Genomic DNA, 16,764 nt, shown 5'->3' with positions numbered 1-16,764 from the left:
GGCGTCAACGACATCGTTGGCCAGCGCGAAGGTGACACTGGATCGCAGTCCCTGCCGGAAATCAGCAGGGAATCATGGATCTCCTCGGCCTGAGCTGAGCCGACGATTCGCGCGGATCTACACCGTCTCGGAACCCAGGACCCCCTCTACCGGAGGTTCTGCCTCTATCGAGATCGCGACCTCCGCGAAAGCAGGCCAACGACTCGCTATGTGACAGAGGCGCTTCGACAGGACAACTGCTCAGCGCGCTCACTCGTCAGGTCGACCCAGCCGTAAAGGTGGGTGTCATCATCCGGCCGTAGCTTCCGAGGTGGGCGCCCCGTCAGGGGCGCGGGCTCCCTGTGATCTGTGGTTCCGCCGCGTGGGCGCGAGTGACCAGAAACGATGCCGTAGGCGGGCAGCCGGGCCGGAAGACCCCGGCTGCCCGTCCGTTCGGACGGTGTCTCAGACCATGGCGAGCCGGTCCACCAGCAGCTCCACCCTCCGCTCGGCCTCCGCCGGCGGCAGCCGTCCCGCCCGGGTCAGGGTGGCCAGCCCGTGCAGGGCCGCCCAGAACACCTCGGTGAACAGTGCCGGGTGGACGCCGTCCCCGGCGACCTCGCCGAGGCTTTCCAGCAGGGCGGCGAAGGCGTCCTTCAGCGGCTCCGGGGTGTCCTCGTGCGCGAACGCCAGGCCGCCGTCGAGCTGGAACATGGCGTCGTAGACCGCCGGGTTGCGCTCGGCGAAGTCGAGGTAAGTGCGGGCGAGGGCGGTGACCCGGGTGCGAGGGCCGTCCGCGGCGGAGGTCGCGGCCCGCAGCGCCGCGGCCATCTCGGCGGCGCCCTGGAGGGCGACGGCGCCGATGATCTCGCGCTTGCCGCGGAAATGGCTGTAGAGGACGGGCTGGCTGTATTCGATGCGCTCGGCGAGCCGGCGGGTGGTGACCGCGTCCCAGCCCTGCTGCTCGGCGAGTTCGCGGGCCGTCGCCACGATGAGGCGCTCGCGGCCCGCCCGTTCGCGCTCCTTGCGTTCCTGTACCGACATGATTCGATCCTAGCACTGCTAGACAATCGATCGGCAGTAGGACTAGCGTTGCCTCATCGTCTAGCAACACTAGATCCCAGGAGGGGTCATCATGCTCAACGCACTCGGGGTCTTCACCACCGTGGTCGTCGGCCTGATGGTGGGGGTGGAGTTCTCCGTCGCCTTCGTCATCAACCCGATCCTCAACGGACTCCCCGGCGACAACGGCCTGCGCGGCCGCACCCACGGGGCCCGGATGCTCGGCGCCGTGATGCCGTTCTGGTACATCGGCTCGCTCGTCCTGAGCGCGGTCTGGGCCATCGCCGGATGGCATCACCACGGCGCCGGCCTCGTCGTCATCGCCGCCGCGCTGCTGATCTTGAGCGTGATCATGTCGCTCCTGCTGCTCGTCCCGATCAACAACCGGGGCAAGACGTGGACCACCGAGAACGTGCCCGAGGACTGGAAGGAGCAGATGAACCGCTGGGACCGCTTCCACTACGTCCGCGTTGCCGTCATCATCGCCGCCTTCGCCCTGCTGGCCGCCGCCCTCGCCTGAGCCCGCGGGCCGAGACCGCGCAGGTGGCGGCACTCCTCTACTCCGCGGGCGGTAGCCGGCGATTCGCACGGATCTACACCGCCCTCGGAACCCAGGACCCCCTCCACCGGAGGTTCTGCCTCTATCGAGATCGCGACCCCCGCGAAAGCCAGGTCGTTCGAGAACCCCGGGCCTCCGCCTTCTCAAACGACCTGGCATCCCAGCAGGCCAACGGCTCGCTATCTGACAGATGCGCTGCGACAGGACGACGGCGGCCGTCGTGGACGCCGATCCCGACGGCCCCGTCCCCTGGCTGGCCACCGCGTACATACTCGGTCCGACACTGGCCGACGCGGTCGAGGAGTACGGGCCGCTGCCACCGAAGTCGGTGCCGGCCCTCGGGGCCGGACTCCCCGAGGCACTGATCGCCGTGCACTCCGCCGGGCTGGCGCACCGCGAGCTCAAACCGTCCAATGTGCTGCTCTCCGCCCAGGGCCCGCGGGTCATCGACTTCGGCATCGTCCGCGCCACCGACGGCTACGAACTCACCCTGTCCGGTGTGCTGCTCGGCTCCCCGCGTTACATGTGTCCCGAGCACGCCACGAGTCACCCGATGGGCCCGGAGGGGGACGTGTTCTGTCTCGGCTCGGTCCTGGCCTTCGCCGCCACCGGGAACGCGCCCTTCGACGGATCGTCGGCCGCGACCCTGCTGTACCAGGTCGTGCACGGCACGCCGGATCTGACGGGGATCCCGGATCCGCCGAACACGATCATCGAGCTCTGTCTCAACAAGTCCCCGTCGGCCAGGCCGAGTCCGGACCGGGTGTCCGCAGCGTGCGCTCCCGGTGGCGCCGACACGCTGGACCGGGACGACTGGCTGCCGGAAGCCGTGGCCTCCTCGGTCGGCCGACAGGCTGCCGCCCTCATCGATATCGATATGGATATGGATCTGGATCTGGACGTCGGGGCCGAGTCGAGGGCGGACACCGTCGAGCGGGAGCCCGTCCGCGCCGCCGCCGGCCCCACTCTCGCCGGCGGCGTCCGCACCGACCTGCGCAGGACCGTTCAGCAGCTCGTCACCGAGCGCCCGAGCCCCCACCACGTCGTCTTCCCCGAAGAGCCGACGCCCGGAAGGGCGAGCTGCTCTGGAACCTCACCGATGGCCAGGACACCGGCATCAACGCCTGGCAGCTCTCCTGCGACAGCGAGGGGCCGCTGATCGCCCAGCACTTCGACAGGGTGTACGCCCTCCCGATGCCCCGGACCTGAAGGGGCACCGAAAGGCCGGGCAGGTCCCCGGCGGGAGGAAGAGAGGACCTGCCCGGCGCCGGGTCGCCCGCTGTCGTCAGCGCAGGGCACCCTTGGTGGCGTCGGCGATGAAACCGCGGGCGAAGAAGGTGAACACCAGCACCAGGGGGATGACCGACAGCAGCACCCCGGCCATCACCATGCTGTAGTCGGTGGAGTGGCCGGCGTACAGCTGGGCCAGCGCCACCTGGAGGGTGAGGCGGTCCGGGTTGACCAGCATCACCAACGGCAGGATGTAGTCGTTCCAGGCGCCGATGAAGGTGTAGATGCCGAGGAACGCGAGGGCCGGGCGGACGCACGGCAGCACCACGTGCCAGTACAGACGGAAGAATCCGGCGCCCTCGATCCGGGCGGCGTCCAGCAGTTCGTCGGGGACACTGCTGCTGGTGTACTGGCGCATCCAGAAGATGCCGAAGGCGTTGGCGGCGGCGGGCACGACGAGTGCCTTGAGCGTGCCGAGCCAGCCCAGCTGCACCATGATCTCGTACTGCGGGATGATCGCCAGCTGGGTCGGCAGGATGTACATCGCCAGCAGGACTCCGAACAGGTACTTCTTGCCGGGGAAGTCGTACTTGGCGAAGGCGAAGGCGGCCAGCGAGTCGAAGAACAGCACCAGCAGCGTCGTACAGACCGCCACGATCATCGTGTTGAACAGCGACCCGAAGAAGTCCATCTTGTCGAACAGGTGCTGGATGTTGGTCAGCAGGTGGTCGCCGAACCACAACTTCGGCGGGTACCTGTAGATGTCCTGCGAGGTGTTCGTCGCCATGACGACGATCCAGTAGAAGGGGAACACCGAGATGACGACACCGGTCATCAGGATGATGTGGACGCTCAGCCCCCTGAAGCGGCTGCGGTTCCGGCTGTTCACGGCCGTCGCTCCTTACGCTGCACGAGGCTCCAGTTGATGCCGACGATGAGCAGGATCACCAGGAAGAAGGCCCAGACGATCGCGGCCCCGTAGCCGAAGTCGTTGTTGTCGAAGGCCTGGTGGTAGAAGTAGAGCAACGTGGTCAGACCGGCCTGGCCCGGCCCGCCGGAGTTGGGATTGGTGGACGCCTCGCTGCCGAACAGCACCTGTGGTTCGGTGAAACTCTGCAGGCCGGTGACGGTGGAGATCACCACCGTGAACAGGATGATGGGCCGCAGCAGCGGGATCGTGAGGGAGAAGAAGATCCTCGCCGGGCCTGCCCCGTCCATCTTGGCCGCCTCGTAGAGCTCCGAGGGGATCGCCTGGAGACCGGCCAGATAAATGATCGCGTTGTAGCCGGTCCACTGCCAGGTCATCAGCGTCGCGATCACCAGCTTGATCGTCCACTCGTTGCTCATCCACGGCACGGCCGACACATGCACCGACCTGAGGATGGCGTTGATCAGGCCGAAGTTGTTGCTGAAGATCGCGCCGAAGAAGATCGCGATGGCCACCAGCGAGGTGATGCTGGGGATGAACAGCGCGACCCGGTAGAAGGCCGTGAGCCGCTTGGTGGAGTTCACCAGCACCGCGAGCACCAGTGCCATGAAGAGCATCGGCACGGTGGACAGCACCCAGATGACCAGGGTGTTGCGGATGGAGAGCCAGAACACCGGGTCGTCCCAGAGGAAACGGAACTGCTGGAACCCGACGAAGTGCATGTCCCCGATGCCGTCCCACTTCTGGAATGCCAGAAACACGGTGTAGAGCACCGGGAAGAGCATGAAGACCGTGAAGAGCAGGTAGTACGGCGAGATGGCCAGGTACTGCGGCCAGTACCTGGCGACCCGCCGCCGCGACCCGGGCCGGGCCCCGGCCGACACCGGGCGGATCCGACGTCCGGGCCGGCCCGGACCGCGAGAGCGGTCGGGGCCCGGCCGGCCGGCGGCCGCGGTGTCGGATCCGGAGGACGGTCCGGTGGCGGCCGGGCCGGCTACCGGGCTTGACGACATATCACTTCACTCCCTGCCGCTGGGCGATCTGCTTGGCCTGGCCGACCGCGTCCTTCCAGGCCTGGTCGGGGTCCTTGCCCTTGGCCTCGATGCTGGTCAGCTCGCTGAAGTAGGGCGCGGAGACCGCCGCGTCGGCGGGAGCCTCGTAGGTGCTGGGGATCTTCTGGGCCGCCGGGCCGAAGATCTCGATGGTCTTCTGGCCGCCGAAGAAGGCGTCGCCCCCGGTCAGCGCCGGCAGCTCGTAGGCGGCGGGGGCGGTCGGGAACAGGGCCGCGTCGGTGAAGCCGCGGGCCTGGTTCTCCGGGCTGAGGATCCAGCTGATGATCTTGAAGGCTTCTTCGGGGTTGCCACTGGTCGCGGGGATGGCCAGGAAGGACCCGCCGAGGTTGGACGGCCCGCCGGGCAGGCTCGCCACCCGCCACTTGCCCTTGGTGCCCGGGGCGGCGCTCGTGATGTCCAGCGCGTGCCAGGCGGCACCGATCTCGGTGCCCAGGGTGCCGCCGCTGACGGCGGCGTTCCAGGTGTTGTCGTTGATCTTGGCGTCGATGCCGAGGGTGTAGGGCCTCACGGCGGTGGTCCAGGCGGTTCGGATGTGGTCCTGGTCGCCGATGAACTTGTTGTCCTCGTCGATGAACCGCTGACTGCCCTGGCCGATGATCATCGAGAACACCGAGCCGATGTTGTTGATCAGCACGGTCTTCGGTACGGCCTTGTGCAGTTCGACGCCGGCCTTGAAGTAGTCGTCCCAGGTGGACAGTTGGGAGGAGACCTTGGCGGGGTCGGTGGGCAGTCCCGCCTTCGCGAAGAGATCCTCGCGGTAGAACATGGCGCAGGGGCCGATGTCGATCGGGAAGCCGATGAGCTTGCCGTCCTGGGTGGTGGCCTGCTTCAGCTTCCAGGACAGGTACTGCGGGACCAGCTTGTCCGCACCGACGGTCTTCAGGTCGACGAAGCGGTTGGCGTTGGGCAGGAACGAGGCGATGTCCTCGCCCTTGACGCCGGTGATGTCCGGCGCGGACTGCGCGGCCCTCAGGCCGGTGAGCAGCTTGGTCTTGAAGTCGCCGCCGACCACGGAGGTCTTGAGACTGATGTCGGAGAAGTGCTTCTTGGCGTCCGCGACGACCTTGTCGCTCAGTCCGCCGGACCAGTACCAGAGGGTCAGGTTCTTGCTGTCCTTGCTGCCACCCGCGCCGGAGCCGCCGCACGCGGCGGTGGCACCTGCCGTGGCGGCCGTCAGTGCGGCGGCCTGAAGGAATCGTCTGCGGGAAAGGTCCACGGTCTTCTCCTGGTGTTCGGCTTGTCCGGCAAGGACGTGTGAGTCGTGGCCGATGGCGCGGGGGGGGTGATGAGGGTGACGGGGATGGGGGAGCTGACGGCGATGGTGCGGAGGGCGGGGAGCGCGGGGAGAGTGGGGATCCGGATGGCTGAAGGGCGACGGTGGCCGACGAACGCACCTCGCTGCCCGGAACGTGTGACGTGGTCTTCTCAGACGGTGCCGACGCGTCAATGGCGGCGAAAAGCACCATTGATCCGCTTCGGCCGACCGGAGTGGGGCCCGAGCCCGGCTCGAATTACGCAAGAGAGTGCACCCGGTGCACGGCTTTGACAAGGGTCAAGCGGAGATCGAGACATTCATGCGCAACTTTGCTTGAGTTTGGCGAGTTGACGAGTATGGTCTGCCGCATGCTCGCTGACCGAAGACATGAGTTGATCCTGCGTGCACTGCGCGCGGACGGTCCCACCAGCGTGATCTCCCTGGCCGAGGCGGTCGGGGCGAGCCAGGCCACCATCCGGCGCGACCTCGCACAACTGGAGGACGAGGGGCTGCTCAAGCGGGTCTACGGCGGTGCGGCCCCCGTCATCGGTGAGGACGACCCGTTCGCGGACGTGGCCGCGGTCCGGGTCGAGGCCAAGGACGCCCTGGCCGCCTGGTGCGCAAACCTCGTCAAGGACGGCGAGACGGTCCTGCTCGACATTGGCACCACGGCGCACCGGGTGGCCCGCCATCTGCGCGGCCGGTCCCTGACCGTGATCACCAGCAATCTGGCCGTCTACGAGGAACTCCAGGACGACAAGGCCGTCCAGTTGATCCTGCTGGGCGGCGTGGTCCGGCGCGACTACCGCTCGCTGGTCGGTTTCCTCACCGAGGACAACCTGCGGCAGATCCACGCCGACCGGCTGTTCCTCGGCACCAGCGGAGTCCGCCCCGACGGCCAGGTGCTGGACACCACCGCCGTCGAGGTGCCCGTCAAGCGGGCGATGATCGCCGCCAGCGCCCAGGTGGTGCTGCTGGCGGACGCGGGCAAGTTTCCCGGCACCGGGATGGCCCGGGTGTGCGGGCCGGCGGACCTCGACATCGTGGTCACCAACGCTCCGGCCGACGAGAAGACCTGTATCCGCCTGCGTGAGGGGGGAGTTGAGGTGGTCGAAGTATGAAACTCACGATCCTGGGAGGCGGCGGTTTCCGCGTCCCGCTGGTCTACCGGGCGCTGCTGGGCGACCACGGTGAAGGACGTGTCACCGAGCTGACCCTGTACGACCTGGACGCCTCCCGGCTGGCGACCATCCGCAAGGTCCTCGCCGACCAGGCCGCCGGGCACCGCGACCCGCCCGTCGTCACGGTCACCACCGACCTGGACGAAGCGGTGACCGGAGCCGACTTCGTGTTCTCGGCCATCCGTGTCGGCGGGCTCGCCGGGCGCGCGGCGGACGAGCGAATCGCCCTGGAGCAGGGCGTACTGGGCCAGGAGACCGTCGGCGCGGGCGGCATCTCCTACGGGCTGCGCACCATCCCGGTGGCGCTCGCCATCGCCCGCCGTATCGCCGCCCGGGCGCCCGACGCCTGGGTCATCAACTTCACCAACCCCGCCGGGATGGTCACCGAGGCCATGACCGCCCACCTCGGCGACCGCGTGATCGGGATCTGCGACTCCCCGGTGGGTCTCGGCCGCCGGGTGGCCGGCGCGCTCGGCGCCGACCCGGCACGCGTCCGCCTGGACTACGTGGGCCTGAACCACCTCGGCTGGCTGTGCGGTCTGTACGCCGACGGCCGGGACCTGCTGCCGTCCCTGTTCGAGAACGAGGCGGCGCTGACCTCGTTCGAGGAGGGCAAGCTCTTCGGCGCCGACCTGCTCCGCACGCTCGGCGTGCTGCCCAACGAATACCTGCACTACTACTACTTCAACCGCGAGGCGGTCGACTCCGCCCGGACCGCCGAACAGACCCGCGGCGCCTTCCTCAACTCCCAGCAGCAGCGCTTCTACGACTCCATGGGCACGGCCGACGGCGGCCCGCCCGCACCCCGCGCCGCCTGGAACGCCTGGGACGCCACCCGCCTGGAGCGCGAGACCACCTACATGGCGGAGAACCGCGAGGCCGTCGGCATGGGCGAGCGGGACGCCTGCGACCTGGAGTCCGGCGGATACGAGCAGGTGGCCCTCTCCCTCATGCGGGCCATCGCCCTGGACGAGCGCGCCACCCTCATTCTCAACGTCCGAGGCCGCGGCCGGATCCCCGCTCTCGACGACGACGCCGTGATCGAGGTCCCCTGCCACGTGGACGCCAACGGTGCCCGCCCCATCGCCGGGGCCGCGTTGCCCGATCACGGCGCGGGTCTGGTGTGCTCGGTGAAGGCGGTCGAGCGCTCGGTCATCCAGGCCGCCGACACCGGCGATCGCACCCATGCGGTCAAGGCGCTGACCATCCACCCGCTGATCGACTCGTATGCCGTCGCGCAGCGCCTGCTCGACGCCTACCAGCGCCACTTCCCCGAACTCGCCTACCTGCGCCGCTGAGCCGTCCCCCTGATACGGCAGTTGTTCCACACACCCACCGTGGAGCGCGGGTCGTGCGACAGCCGGGCACCCGGACAGCCGCCTGTCGAGCGGATCGACGGCGTCCGAGGCCTGCGACCGGCGTGAGCGCACATGCTCGTCGTCGGCCTGCCTCGCGCGATGGATGCACACCTCCGGGGCGCGAATACGCCCCTTTCGCGCGGTTCCGACCGTCATCCGTCGCTGTTCTGCTTGACGTGCAGCGCGCACTGCCCCACCGCCCGGGCCGTCACGAGGTGGCTGTCAGGGCGTCCGCCTCCCCGGAACCCGTCCCCGCCCTCCCCCGCCTCCGTGAACCCACGCCCCACGACCTCCGACGCATCGCCGAGGCCGTCCGGGGCTCCCTGCCGCCGGCGGCTCTCCCCGCGGCAACGGAAGAGGTCACATGTCGTCCACGGCCAGGCAGTACGCCCTCGCCCGAGGTGAACGTCGTCGACCCCCGCCCTGTTCGCTGATGCTCGTGCGCATCCCCCCACCCCCGCTCACGTATGGGAGGACATGTGTCTGCCCCGGAAAGCTCCCCGGAAAGTTCCCCAGAAGGCGCCGCCGGGCCCCCCGCCGACGGACAGCGGTTCACCAGTCTCAGCACCCACGCGGCTCGTCAGCTCGCCACCACCACCAAGTCCGAACCACAGATGCAGGCCATCACCTCGCGATGGCTGCTCAAGGCGCTGCCATGGGTGGACGTCAAGGGCGGCACCTACCGGGTGAACCGGCGACTCCAGCTCCGTGTCGGCCGGGGCCGGGTGCAGTTCGAGCAGAACGGTGCGGACGACATCAAGGTCATCCCGGAGACGCTGACCGAACTGCCCGCCCTGCGCGGCTACTCCGACACCGCGGCCCTGAAGGAGATCTCCGCACGGTTCCGGGTGCGCGAAGTGCGTGCGGGCCAGGTCCTCTTCGACGCCGGGCAGCCCGTCACCGAGGCATATCTCGTCGTCCACGGCCGGTTCACCCGCTACACCACCGGCAAGTACGGCGAGCAGGAAGTCACCGGGGTCCTCACGGACGGCGACGGGATGGGGGACGAGGCCATCGGTCAGGCCGACCCGCTGTGGTTCGGCTCGGTACGGGCCGAGACTCCGGGCGTGGTGCTGGCACTCAACTGGGACGCGCTCATGCAGTTCGTGGCGCGCACCCCGTCGCTCGCGGCCCAGCTGGACGCCTTCGCCGAGCGGCAGAGCAAGCCCATGAACCGCAAGGGCGAGGCCGACGTCCCCGTGCAGGCCGGACACGTGGGCGAACCGGTCCTCGCCGGCGGCTTCGTCGACTACGACCTCGCCCCGCGCGAATACGAACTGTCCCTCACCCAGACCGTCCTGCGCGTCCACACCAGGGTGGCCGACCTCTACAACCATCCGATGAACCAGACCGAGCAGCAACTCCGCCTGACCATCGAGGAGATCCGCGAGCGCCAGGAGTGGGAGCTGGTCAACAACCGCGAGTTCGGTCTGCTGCACAACGTCGACTACGGCCAGCGCGTCAGCACTTTCACCGGTCCCCCCACGCCCGACGACCTCGACGAGCTGCTGTCGATGCGCCGCAAGACCCGGCTGTTCCTGGCCCATCCCAAGGCGATAGCCGCCTTCTTCCGGCAGTGCAACCGACGCGGACTGGTGCCCGGCACCGTGAACGTCGACGGTCACGAGGTGCCCGCGTGGCGCGGCGTTCCGCTCTTTCCCTGCGGCAAGATCCCGATCAGTCCCCATCACACCACCAGCATCATCGCGCTGCGTACGGGAGAGAAGGACCAAGGGGTCGTCGGCCTGCACCAGACCGGCATCCCGGAGGAGTACGAGCCCGGTCTGAACGTACGGTTCATGGGCATCGACAGCACCGCGATCATGAGTTACCTGGTCACCGCCTACTACGCGATGGCCATCCTCGTGCCCGACGCCGCGGGGATCCTGGAGAACGTCCAGATCGGGCGGACCGCGGAATGAGCGCACCATCGGCATCCGGTCCGCCGCTGCGACTGCCCGCTCCGCGGGGCCCCGCCCCCATCGGGCGAGCCCGTCGGAGCGGGGCGGTCCCCGGACTGCGGTACCGGCCCGCCGTCCCCGCGGACCCGGGGAAGGTCGCGGAGGTCGACCGCAGGCTGGAGGCCTGGGTCCGTCGTCTGGACGCGTTTCCCAAGGAGTGGACGGGTGACTTCGCGGGGTTCCAGTTCGGCCGGGCCGTCGTACTCCAGCATCCGGGCGCGGCCGACCTCGAACGCCTCACGGTGGCCGGCAAGCTGCTGCTGGCCGAGAACCTCGTCGACAACTGCTACTGCGAGGAGGACGAGGACAGGGGCGGCTCAGCGCGCGGACTCGGCGGCAGGCTGATCACGGCACAGTCCGCGCTCGACCCCTTCCACAGCACTCCCGAACTCGAAGAGCAGTGGCGGCGCGGCATCCAGGCCGACGGGCCACTGCGCTCGTACCACGGGGCCTTCAAGGACTACGCCGTCTTCGCCACTCCCAGCCAGACCGACCGGTTGGTGCACGATCTCGCCCGGCTGCACCTGGGCTATCTCGGTGAGGCCGCCTGGGCCGAGATCCGGTACGTGCCGCCGGTCTGGGAGTACCTGGTGATGCGGCAGTTCAACAACTTCCGCCCCTGCCTGTCGGTCGTCGACGCCGTGGACGGCTACGAGCTGCCCGAAGCCCTCTACGTCCGTCCCGAGATCCAGCGGATCACCGCGCTCGCCGGCAACGCCACCACGATCGTCAACGACCTGTACTCCTTCACCAAGGAACTGGCCAACGATCCCCGCCATCTGAATCTGCCTCAGGTCATCGCCGCCAATGAGCGGTGCGGGCTGAAGGCCGCCTATCTGAAGGCCGTCGAGATCCACAACAGGATCATGGAGGCGTTCGAGGAGGAGTCGGCGGTTCTCTCCGTCACCTCGCCTCTCGTCGAGCGCTACACCAGGGGCCTGGCCGCCTGGGTGTCCGGCAACCACGAATGGCACGCGACCAACACCCACCGCTACCACCTGCCGAACTACTGGTAACGCCCCACCCGTGGTCCCTCGCCCATCGCGCCACAAGGAGTCACCTTTGGCCATCACCGAAGCCGGTACCGCGGCAGCGCCGATGCCGACCCAGGCCAGCCATCAGTCGACGTACCAGAGCCGCGTCGCGGACTACTGGAACGCCGAGGAGAACCCGGTCAACCTCGAACTCGGAAAGATAGACGACCTCTACCACCACCACTACGGCGTCGGGGACGTCGACTGGTCCGTACTCGACGAGGACCGGGACGGGGGCGACACCGCCGAGCGCCGCGGCCGGATCACCGCCGAACTGCACCGCCTGGAACAGGCACAGGCCGACCTCCTCGCTTCCCATCTCGGTCCCCTCTCCCCCGCCGACCGCGTCTTCGACGCCGGCTGCGGGCGCGGCGGCGGCAGTGTGGTGGCCCATCTGCGGTACGGCTGTCACGCCGACGGCGTCACGATCTCCAGGAAACAGGCCGACTTCGCCCAGGAGCAGGCCCGCAAACGGGGCATCGACGACAAGGTCCGCTACCACCACCGGAACATGCTCGACACCGGCTTTCCCTCCGGCGCGTACGCGGCTTCCTGGAACAACGAGTCGACCATGTACGTGGAGCTGGACCTGTTGTTCGCCGAGCACGCACGGCTGCTGCGCCGCGGCGGACGCTATGTGACGATCACCGGCTGCTACAACGACGCCTACGGGCGGGCCTCCCGGGAGGTGTCGCTCATCAACGCCCACTACATCTGCGACATCCACCCACGGTCGGCGTACTTCCGCGCCATGGCCCGCAACCGCCTCGTACCCGTCCACGTCAAGGACCTGACCGCCGACACCATCCCCTACTGGGAACTGCGCAAGCGGGCCGACCACCTGGTCACCGGCATCGAGGACACGTTCCTGAGCGCGTACGAGAACGGCAGCTTCCAGTACGTGCTCATCGCGGCCGACCGCGTCTGACATCTCCGCCCCCGGAGGGGCACCGGGCCAGGGTCCCCGATCAGCGATGCGGGTCGGGGCCCCGCGTGGCCATCCGCCCACGGCGCCCACCCGGACGAGGGCGGCAGCGGCGGCACCTCCGCGGACCAGGCCATCCACTCCCTTGCCTCACCGCGAGCACGCACCTAGCCTGACTTTGTGCCTCGAATAAACAAAACCCGAACGCGCAACGCCGTGCCGGGTGCCGGCAGCGACCTCACCCGTCTTCGTATCGCCATCACCACCTTCTTCGCCCTCGACGGCTTCGTCTTCGCCGGCTGGATCGTCCGCATCCCCGCCATCAAGCAACAGACCAACGCCTCCGCGAGCACCCTCGGCCTGGCACTGCTGGGAGTCTCCGCCGGCGCCGTCGTCACGATGATGTTCACCGGACGTCTCTGCCACCGCTACGGCAGCCACCCGGTCACCGTCCTCTGCGCCGTCCTCCTCTCACTCAGCGTCGTCCTGCCGCCACTCACCCACTCCGCCCTCGCCCTCGGCGCCGCGTTGTCCGTGGTCGGCGTGGCGTACGGCGGGATCAACGTCGCCATGAACAGCGCCGCCATCGACCTGGTGGCCGCGCTGCGGCGACCGATCATGCCGAGCTTTCACGCGGCGTTCAGCCTGGGCGGCGTGATCGGCGCGGGGCTGGGCGCGCTGGTCGCGGGCTCGCTGTCCCCCACCCGCCATCTGCTCGCCCTCACCGTGATCGGTCTGCTCGTGACGGCCCTCGCCGGACGCACCCTGCTGCGCCACGACCCTCCGACGCCACCGGAGCGCGGCCAACTGCGCAAGGAACACAAGGAAGACGCCCCACACCGCCTCGACTCCCGCACCCGTGCGCTGGTGATCGTGTTCGGTCTGATCGCCCTGTGCACGGCGTACGGTGAGGGCGCCCTGGCCGACTGGGGAGCGCTGCACCTGCAGCAGGACCTGCGGGCCCGTCCGGGCCTCGCCGCCGCCGGTTACTCCTGCTTCGCGCTCGCCATGACGATCGGACGGGCGGGTGGGACGAGGCTGCTGGAACGGCTCGGGCGGACCCGGACGCTGGTGGGCGGAGGCGCCACGGCCGCCATCGGCATGCTGCTCGGCGCGCTCGCCCCCTCCGTGTGGGCGGCATTGCTCGGCTTCGCGATCACAGGGCTCGGGCTCGCCAACATCTTCCCGGTCGCCGTCGAACGCTCCGGCTCCCTCGCGGGCCCCAGCGGCGTCGCCATCGCCTCCACGCTCGGCTACGGCGGGATGCTGCTGGGACCGCCCGCGATCGGGTTCATGGCCGACTGGTTCTCGCTGCCCACCGCCCTCACCAGCGTGGCGGCGCTGGCCGCGCTGGCCGCGCTCATCGGGTACGTCACGCGCCGGGCGGCCGTGACCTGACGGGGCGCCGCCCTTTGCGGACGTCCGCCTCGCACGTCTCCCTCGCACCTCTCCCTCGCATGTCCACCGGGGACGTCCATGCGGACCGGGCGGGCGTGCGCCACCTCACAGGGGTCGGCGGGGCGAGGCGGGAACACCCGGGGGTGGTCGGCCGTTGTGTCGTACGTGGCTGCGGAGGGGACAGTGTCCCCGGGCCTCACCTACAGCCCATGGGGACGATCGTCCGGCTGAAGCCCCATGGAGCCCTCCGCCGAGAGGCGACCGCCCTCCGCCGGCCACCTTGTACGGCCCCGGCTGGTCTCCCCCGTCCAGTCGGGGCCTTCTCCTTGCCCACCGGGCGGGATGACTGCCGCCGGTCCGGGGCCGAGGCCCACAGCGCCGACGCCACCAGCGCGATGCTTCCTCCTGCAAGATGCCGAACGGGGCCCGTCGGCACGGTCAGCGGTGCGCGCCGAGCCTCGCCGCGTCCGGGAACCGGCGGAGCAGTTCGGGACTGCCGCCCACCACCACGGGGTGGCCCACCGCGGCCAGCAGGGGGATGTCGGAGACGTGATCGCCGTAGCCGTAGCAGTCCGCGGGGTCGATGCCGGGGTACTGCCCGAGCACCGCGGCGACCGCGGCGCCCTTGCCCGCACCGACGACCGGCGCCCCGACGACCTCTCCGGTGAAGCGTCCGCCCCGCTCCGCCGGCCGGGTGCAGACGACATGGTCCGCCCCGACGTCCACGGCGACCGGGCGAAGAACCGCGGGGAACGACCCCGACACCCGGAGACCTCGGGTCTGCCAGAGACCTCGGGTCTGCCAGAGACCTCGGGTCTGCCGGAGACCTCTGGAGCGCTGAAGAGGACCCAGTGCGCCCACTCCACCCCGCTGGCCAGATTCCACTTCCCCGTGACGGTCCAGCCGTTCCGGCACGGTACGGCACCGCCCGACGGCGGCGTCACGGCGGCCGCGATTCTGACGTCGGGCGACTCGCCCCACAGGTCCCGCTGCCCCCGCTCGGGAAAGAACGCCGCGAATCGGCCGTGGGCGGCCCAGAGCATCGCGCACCACGCGGCGGAGGCACACCCTTCGGCCACGGTGACCGTCGCCTCGAAGAGCGGCGCGACGGCGCCCTCGTCACCTCCCCACGCGCGCGGCACGAAGTGGCGCGGGAACCCGGCGGTGGTCAACGCGTCGACCACCTCGGGTTCCAGGCGGCGCGCGCGGTCCGCCGCCGTCGCGGCGGCGGCCGCGACCTTGGCCGCCTGCCACACCTGATCACTCCGGCCCACGGCCACGCACCGACTCCTTCACCATCAGGAGGGACGGCGAACTTCCCTCGCAATCGAGCGGATCGACCGGTCGTGCTCCGTTACGAGTTCCGTCACTGGCTCCGGCGGGCTCCCGCCGCCGGGTGCCCAGTGATGGCTGCCCACCGCCGCGCCAAGCTATGTCCCCGAGGGGCTCCACCGGCCCGCGGGCCGGTGGAGCCCCTCGCCGTGTGACCCGGTACGCGTCTCCCGGCCCTGGAACACGGTTCATCCGGCACACTCGCCCCATGGAGATTCCGGAGTTCGTGGAAACCCTGGACGAGGAGGGCCGTTCGCTGGCCGCGGCGGCGGAGGAGGCGGGGACCGACGCGAAGGTGGCGACCTGCCCGGGCTGGCAGGTGCGGGATCTGGTGCGGCACACGGGCATGGTGCACCGGTGGGCCACGGCGTTCGTCGCCGAGGGGTACACCGCGTACCACCCCGACGGCGGCCTGCCCGGACTCGACGGCGCCGACCTCCTGGCCTGGTTCCGGGACGGCCACCGCAGGCTCGTCGACACGCTCGCCACCGCGCCGCCCGATGTGGCGTGCTGGAGCTTCCTGCCCGCGCCCTCGCCGCTCGCCTTCTGGGCACGTCGACAGGCGCACGAGACGACGGTGCACCGGGTCGACGCACAGTCGGCGCTCGGCAGGACGCCCGGCGCGGTCGCGCGGGGCTTCGCGGTGGACGGCATCGACGAGTTGCTGCGCGGCTTCCACGGGCGGGCCAGGAGCAGTGTGCGTTCGGAGGTGCCGCGCGTACTGCGGGTGCGGGCGACGGACACCGGAGTGGGCCCGGGAGTGGCCGCGGACGACACGGACGCCGTGTGGACCGTACGACTGTCGACGCGACCGCCCGTGACCGAGCGGGGCGGGGAGACGGACGAGGACGCCGACTGCGAGGTGGCGGGGCCCGCCGCGCGGCTCTATCTGGCCCTGTGGAACCGGCTGCCGTTCCCGGACCTGACCGGAGACGCCTCGCTGGCCGCGCTGTGGCGGGAGAAGTCCGGGGTGACCTGGAGCTGAGCCACCGGGCCGGGTTCCGCCGGCGTCCGGCGGCTGCCCGCCGGGGCACGGCAGGCCTCGGACCGCGCCCCTCAGCCGCAGTCGGCCGGGTCACCCGCCAGCATCCGTGTCAATACCGCACGCTGCACCGGCAGCACCTCGCCGTGCAGTGCGCGTCCCCTCGGGGTGAGGGAGACGCGTACGCCCCGCCGGTCCTCCGCGCACATGCCACGCGTCACCAGACCGTCCTTCTCCAGGCGGGCGATCAGCCGGGACAGGGCGCTCTGGCTCAGATGGACGCGGTCGGAGATCTCCTGGACACGATAGGAGGGGCCGCCGTCGGACGCGGGGCCCCCTGCCAGCACGTCGAGCACCTCGAAGTCGCTTGCGCCCAGGCCGTGTTGGTGCAACGCGCGGTCGATCTCGCACAGAGTGCGCGCATGCACCGCGAGGATGTCGCGCCACTGGTCCACGAGCACCTGCTCGGCCTTCTTCGCCGCCATGCGCGCACCGTAGCAAAGAACC

General features: G+C 69.8%; 16 protein-coding genes. 10 read left to right on the top strand and 6 right to left on the bottom strand.

Translation table 11 applies throughout. The annotated features are described in order from the left end of the window. Positions 1 to 444: 444 nt before the first annotated feature. Positions 445 to 1,023, bottom strand: coding sequence for a TetR/AcrR family transcriptional regulator (locus tag RV986_RS46525; RefSeq protein WP_475923136.1), 579 nt, complete (start codon positions 1,021 to 1,023; stop codon positions 445 to 447). A gap of 91 nt (positions 1,024 to 1,114) precedes the next feature. On the opposite strand from RV986_RS46525, the gene RV986_RS46520 reads away from it, so the two are divergent. Both RV986_RS46520 and RV986_RS46515 read left to right on the top strand, forming a co-directional pair. Then, positions 1,115 to 1,561, top strand: a complete 447-nt coding sequence (locus RV986_RS46520) for an anthrone oxygenase family protein (protein WP_475923135.1) — start codon at positions 1,115 to 1,117, stop codon at positions 1,559 to 1,561. Between the two features lie 229 nt (positions 1,562 to 1,790). After that, on the top strand, positions 1,791 to 2,759 hold the full coding sequence (locus RV986_RS46515) for a serine/threonine-protein kinase (RefSeq protein ID WP_475923134.1): 969 nt from the start codon (positions 1,791 to 1,793) through the stop codon (positions 2,757 to 2,759). A 126-nt stretch (positions 2,760 to 2,885) separates the two neighbouring features. Here RV986_RS46515 and RV986_RS46510 read toward each other — a convergent pair whose 3' ends face one another. The 3 genes from RV986_RS46510 to RV986_RS46500 all read right to left on the bottom strand — a co-directional run bounded on the left by RV986_RS46510 (position 2,886) and on the right by RV986_RS46500 (position 6,047). Further along, positions 2,886 to 3,665 (bottom strand): carbohydrate ABC transporter permease, encoded by a 780-nt coding sequence (locus RV986_RS46510; RefSeq protein ID WP_475924676.1) that lies wholly within the window; start codon positions 3,663 to 3,665, stop codon positions 2,886 to 2,888. A 50-nt stretch (positions 3,666 to 3,715) separates the two neighbouring features. Then, complete coding sequence (locus tag RV986_RS46505) at positions 3,716 to 4,642, bottom strand: carbohydrate ABC transporter permease (protein ID WP_475923133.1); 927 nt, start codon at positions 4,640 to 4,642, stop codon at positions 3,716 to 3,718. Positions 4,643 to 4,772: 130 nt separating this feature from the next. Continuing rightward, positions 4,773 to 6,047, bottom strand: coding sequence for an extracellular solute-binding protein (locus RV986_RS46500; protein ID WP_475923132.1), 1,275 nt, complete (start codon positions 6,045 to 6,047; stop codon positions 4,773 to 4,775). 386 nt (positions 6,048 to 6,433) lie between these two features. Here RV986_RS46500 and RV986_RS46495 point away from each other — a divergent pair, with 386 nt between their 5' ends. The 6 genes from RV986_RS46495 (at position 6,434) to RV986_RS46470 (ending at position 13,943) form a co-directional block, all read left to right on the top strand. Next, a complete protein-coding gene (locus RV986_RS46495; RefSeq protein ID WP_475923131.1) occupies positions 6,434 to 7,207 on the top strand; it encodes a DeoR/GlpR family DNA-binding transcription regulator in 774 nt (257 codons plus the stop codon). Beyond that, on the top strand, positions 7,204 to 8,565 hold the full coding sequence (locus RV986_RS46490; RefSeq protein WP_475923130.1) for a 6-phospho-beta-glucosidase: 1,362 nt from the start codon (positions 7,204 to 7,206) through the stop codon (positions 8,563 to 8,565). Before RV986_RS46495 ends, RV986_RS46490 begins: the two co-directional genes overlap by 4 nt. A gap of 539 nt (positions 8,566 to 9,104) precedes the next feature. After that, positions 9,105 to 10,547 carry a family 2B encapsulin nanocompartment shell protein gene (locus RV986_RS46485; RefSeq protein WP_475923129.1) on the top strand — a complete coding sequence of 481 codons (1,443 nt, stop codon included), beginning with the start codon at positions 9,105 to 9,107 and terminating at the stop codon, positions 10,545 to 10,547. After that, a complete protein-coding gene (locus RV986_RS46480; RefSeq protein ID WP_475923128.1) occupies positions 10,544 to 11,602 on the top strand; it encodes a family 2 encapsulin nanocompartment cargo protein terpene cyclase in 1,059 nt (352 codons plus the stop codon). Before RV986_RS46485 ends, RV986_RS46480 begins: the two co-directional genes overlap by 4 nt. Before the next feature lie 82 nt (positions 11,603 to 11,684). Beyond that, positions 11,685 to 12,548 carry a geranyl diphosphate 2-C-methyltransferase gene (locus RV986_RS46475; protein ID WP_475924675.1) on the top strand — a complete coding sequence of 288 codons (864 nt, stop codon included), beginning with the start codon at positions 11,685 to 11,687 and terminating at the stop codon, positions 12,546 to 12,548. Between the two features lie 213 nt (positions 12,549 to 12,761). Beyond that, complete coding sequence (locus RV986_RS46470; RefSeq protein ID WP_475924674.1) at positions 12,762 to 13,943, top strand: MFS transporter; 1,182 nt, start codon at positions 12,762 to 12,764, stop codon at positions 13,941 to 13,943. A 438-nt stretch (positions 13,944 to 14,381) separates the two neighbouring features. On the opposite strand, the gene RV986_RS46465 is transcribed toward RV986_RS46470, so the two are convergent. Beyond that, entirely contained in the window at positions 14,382 to 14,804 is a 423-nt protein-coding gene (locus RV986_RS46465; RefSeq protein ID WP_475923127.1) for an HAD family hydrolase, read from the bottom strand. Positions 14,805 to 14,834: 30 nt separating this feature from the next. Between RV986_RS46465 and RV986_RS46460 the strand changes: the two genes are divergently transcribed. Beyond that, positions 14,835 to 15,203 (top strand): hypothetical protein, encoded by a 369-nt coding sequence (locus RV986_RS46460; protein ID WP_475923126.1) that lies wholly within the window; start codon positions 14,835 to 14,837, stop codon positions 15,201 to 15,203. A 280-nt stretch (positions 15,204 to 15,483) separates the two neighbouring features. Continuing rightward, entirely contained in the window at positions 15,484 to 16,260 is a 777-nt protein-coding gene (locus RV986_RS46455; protein ID WP_475923125.1) for a maleylpyruvate isomerase family mycothiol-dependent enzyme, read from the top strand. Positions 16,261 to 16,331: 71 nt separating this feature from the next. Here the strand turns inward: RV986_RS46455 and RV986_RS46450 are convergent, their stop codons facing one another. Continuing rightward, positions 16,332 to 16,742 carry a MarR family winged helix-turn-helix transcriptional regulator gene (locus tag RV986_RS46450; RefSeq protein WP_475923124.1) on the bottom strand — a complete coding sequence of 137 codons (411 nt, stop codon included), beginning with the start codon at positions 16,740 to 16,742 and terminating at the stop codon, positions 16,332 to 16,334. Positions 16,743 to 16,764 lie beyond the last annotated feature (22 nt).

The organism is Streptomyces sp. RLA012, assembly GCF_056270325.1.
This window is presented reverse-complemented; position numbering and strand designations above follow the sequence as displayed.

Coding starts and splice junctions, on each gene's coding strand:
- RV986_RS46480 (WP_475923128.1), top strand. CDS start 10,544: ATGAGCGCACCATCGGCATCCGGTCCGCCGCTGCGACTGCCCGCTCCG.
- RV986_RS46490 (WP_475923130.1), top strand. CDS start 7,204: ATGAAACTCACGATCCTGGGAGGCGGCGGTTTCCGCGTCCCGCTGGTC.
- RV986_RS46515 (WP_475923134.1), top strand. CDS start 1,791: ATGCGCTGCGACAGGACGACGGCGGCCGTCGTGGACGCCGATCCCGAC.
- RV986_RS46455 (WP_475923125.1), top strand. CDS start 15,484: ATGGAGATTCCGGAGTTCGTGGAAACCCTGGACGAGGAGGGCCGTTCG.
- RV986_RS46510 (WP_475924676.1), bottom strand. CDS start 3,665: ATGACCGGTGTCGTCATCTCGGTGTTCCCCTTCTACTGGATCGTCGTC.
- RV986_RS46525 (WP_475923136.1), bottom strand. CDS start 1,023: ATGTCGGTACAGGAACGCAAGGAGCGCGAACGGGCGGGCCGCGAGCGC.
- RV986_RS46520 (WP_475923135.1), top strand. CDS start 1,115: ATGCTCAACGCACTCGGGGTCTTCACCACCGTGGTCGTCGGCCTGATG.
- RV986_RS46475 (WP_475924675.1), top strand. CDS start 11,685: ATGCCGACCCAGGCCAGCCATCAGTCGACGTACCAGAGCCGCGTCGCG.
- RV986_RS46450 (WP_475923124.1), bottom strand. CDS start 16,742: ATGGCGGCGAAGAAGGCCGAGCAGGTGCTCGTGGACCAGTGGCGCGAC.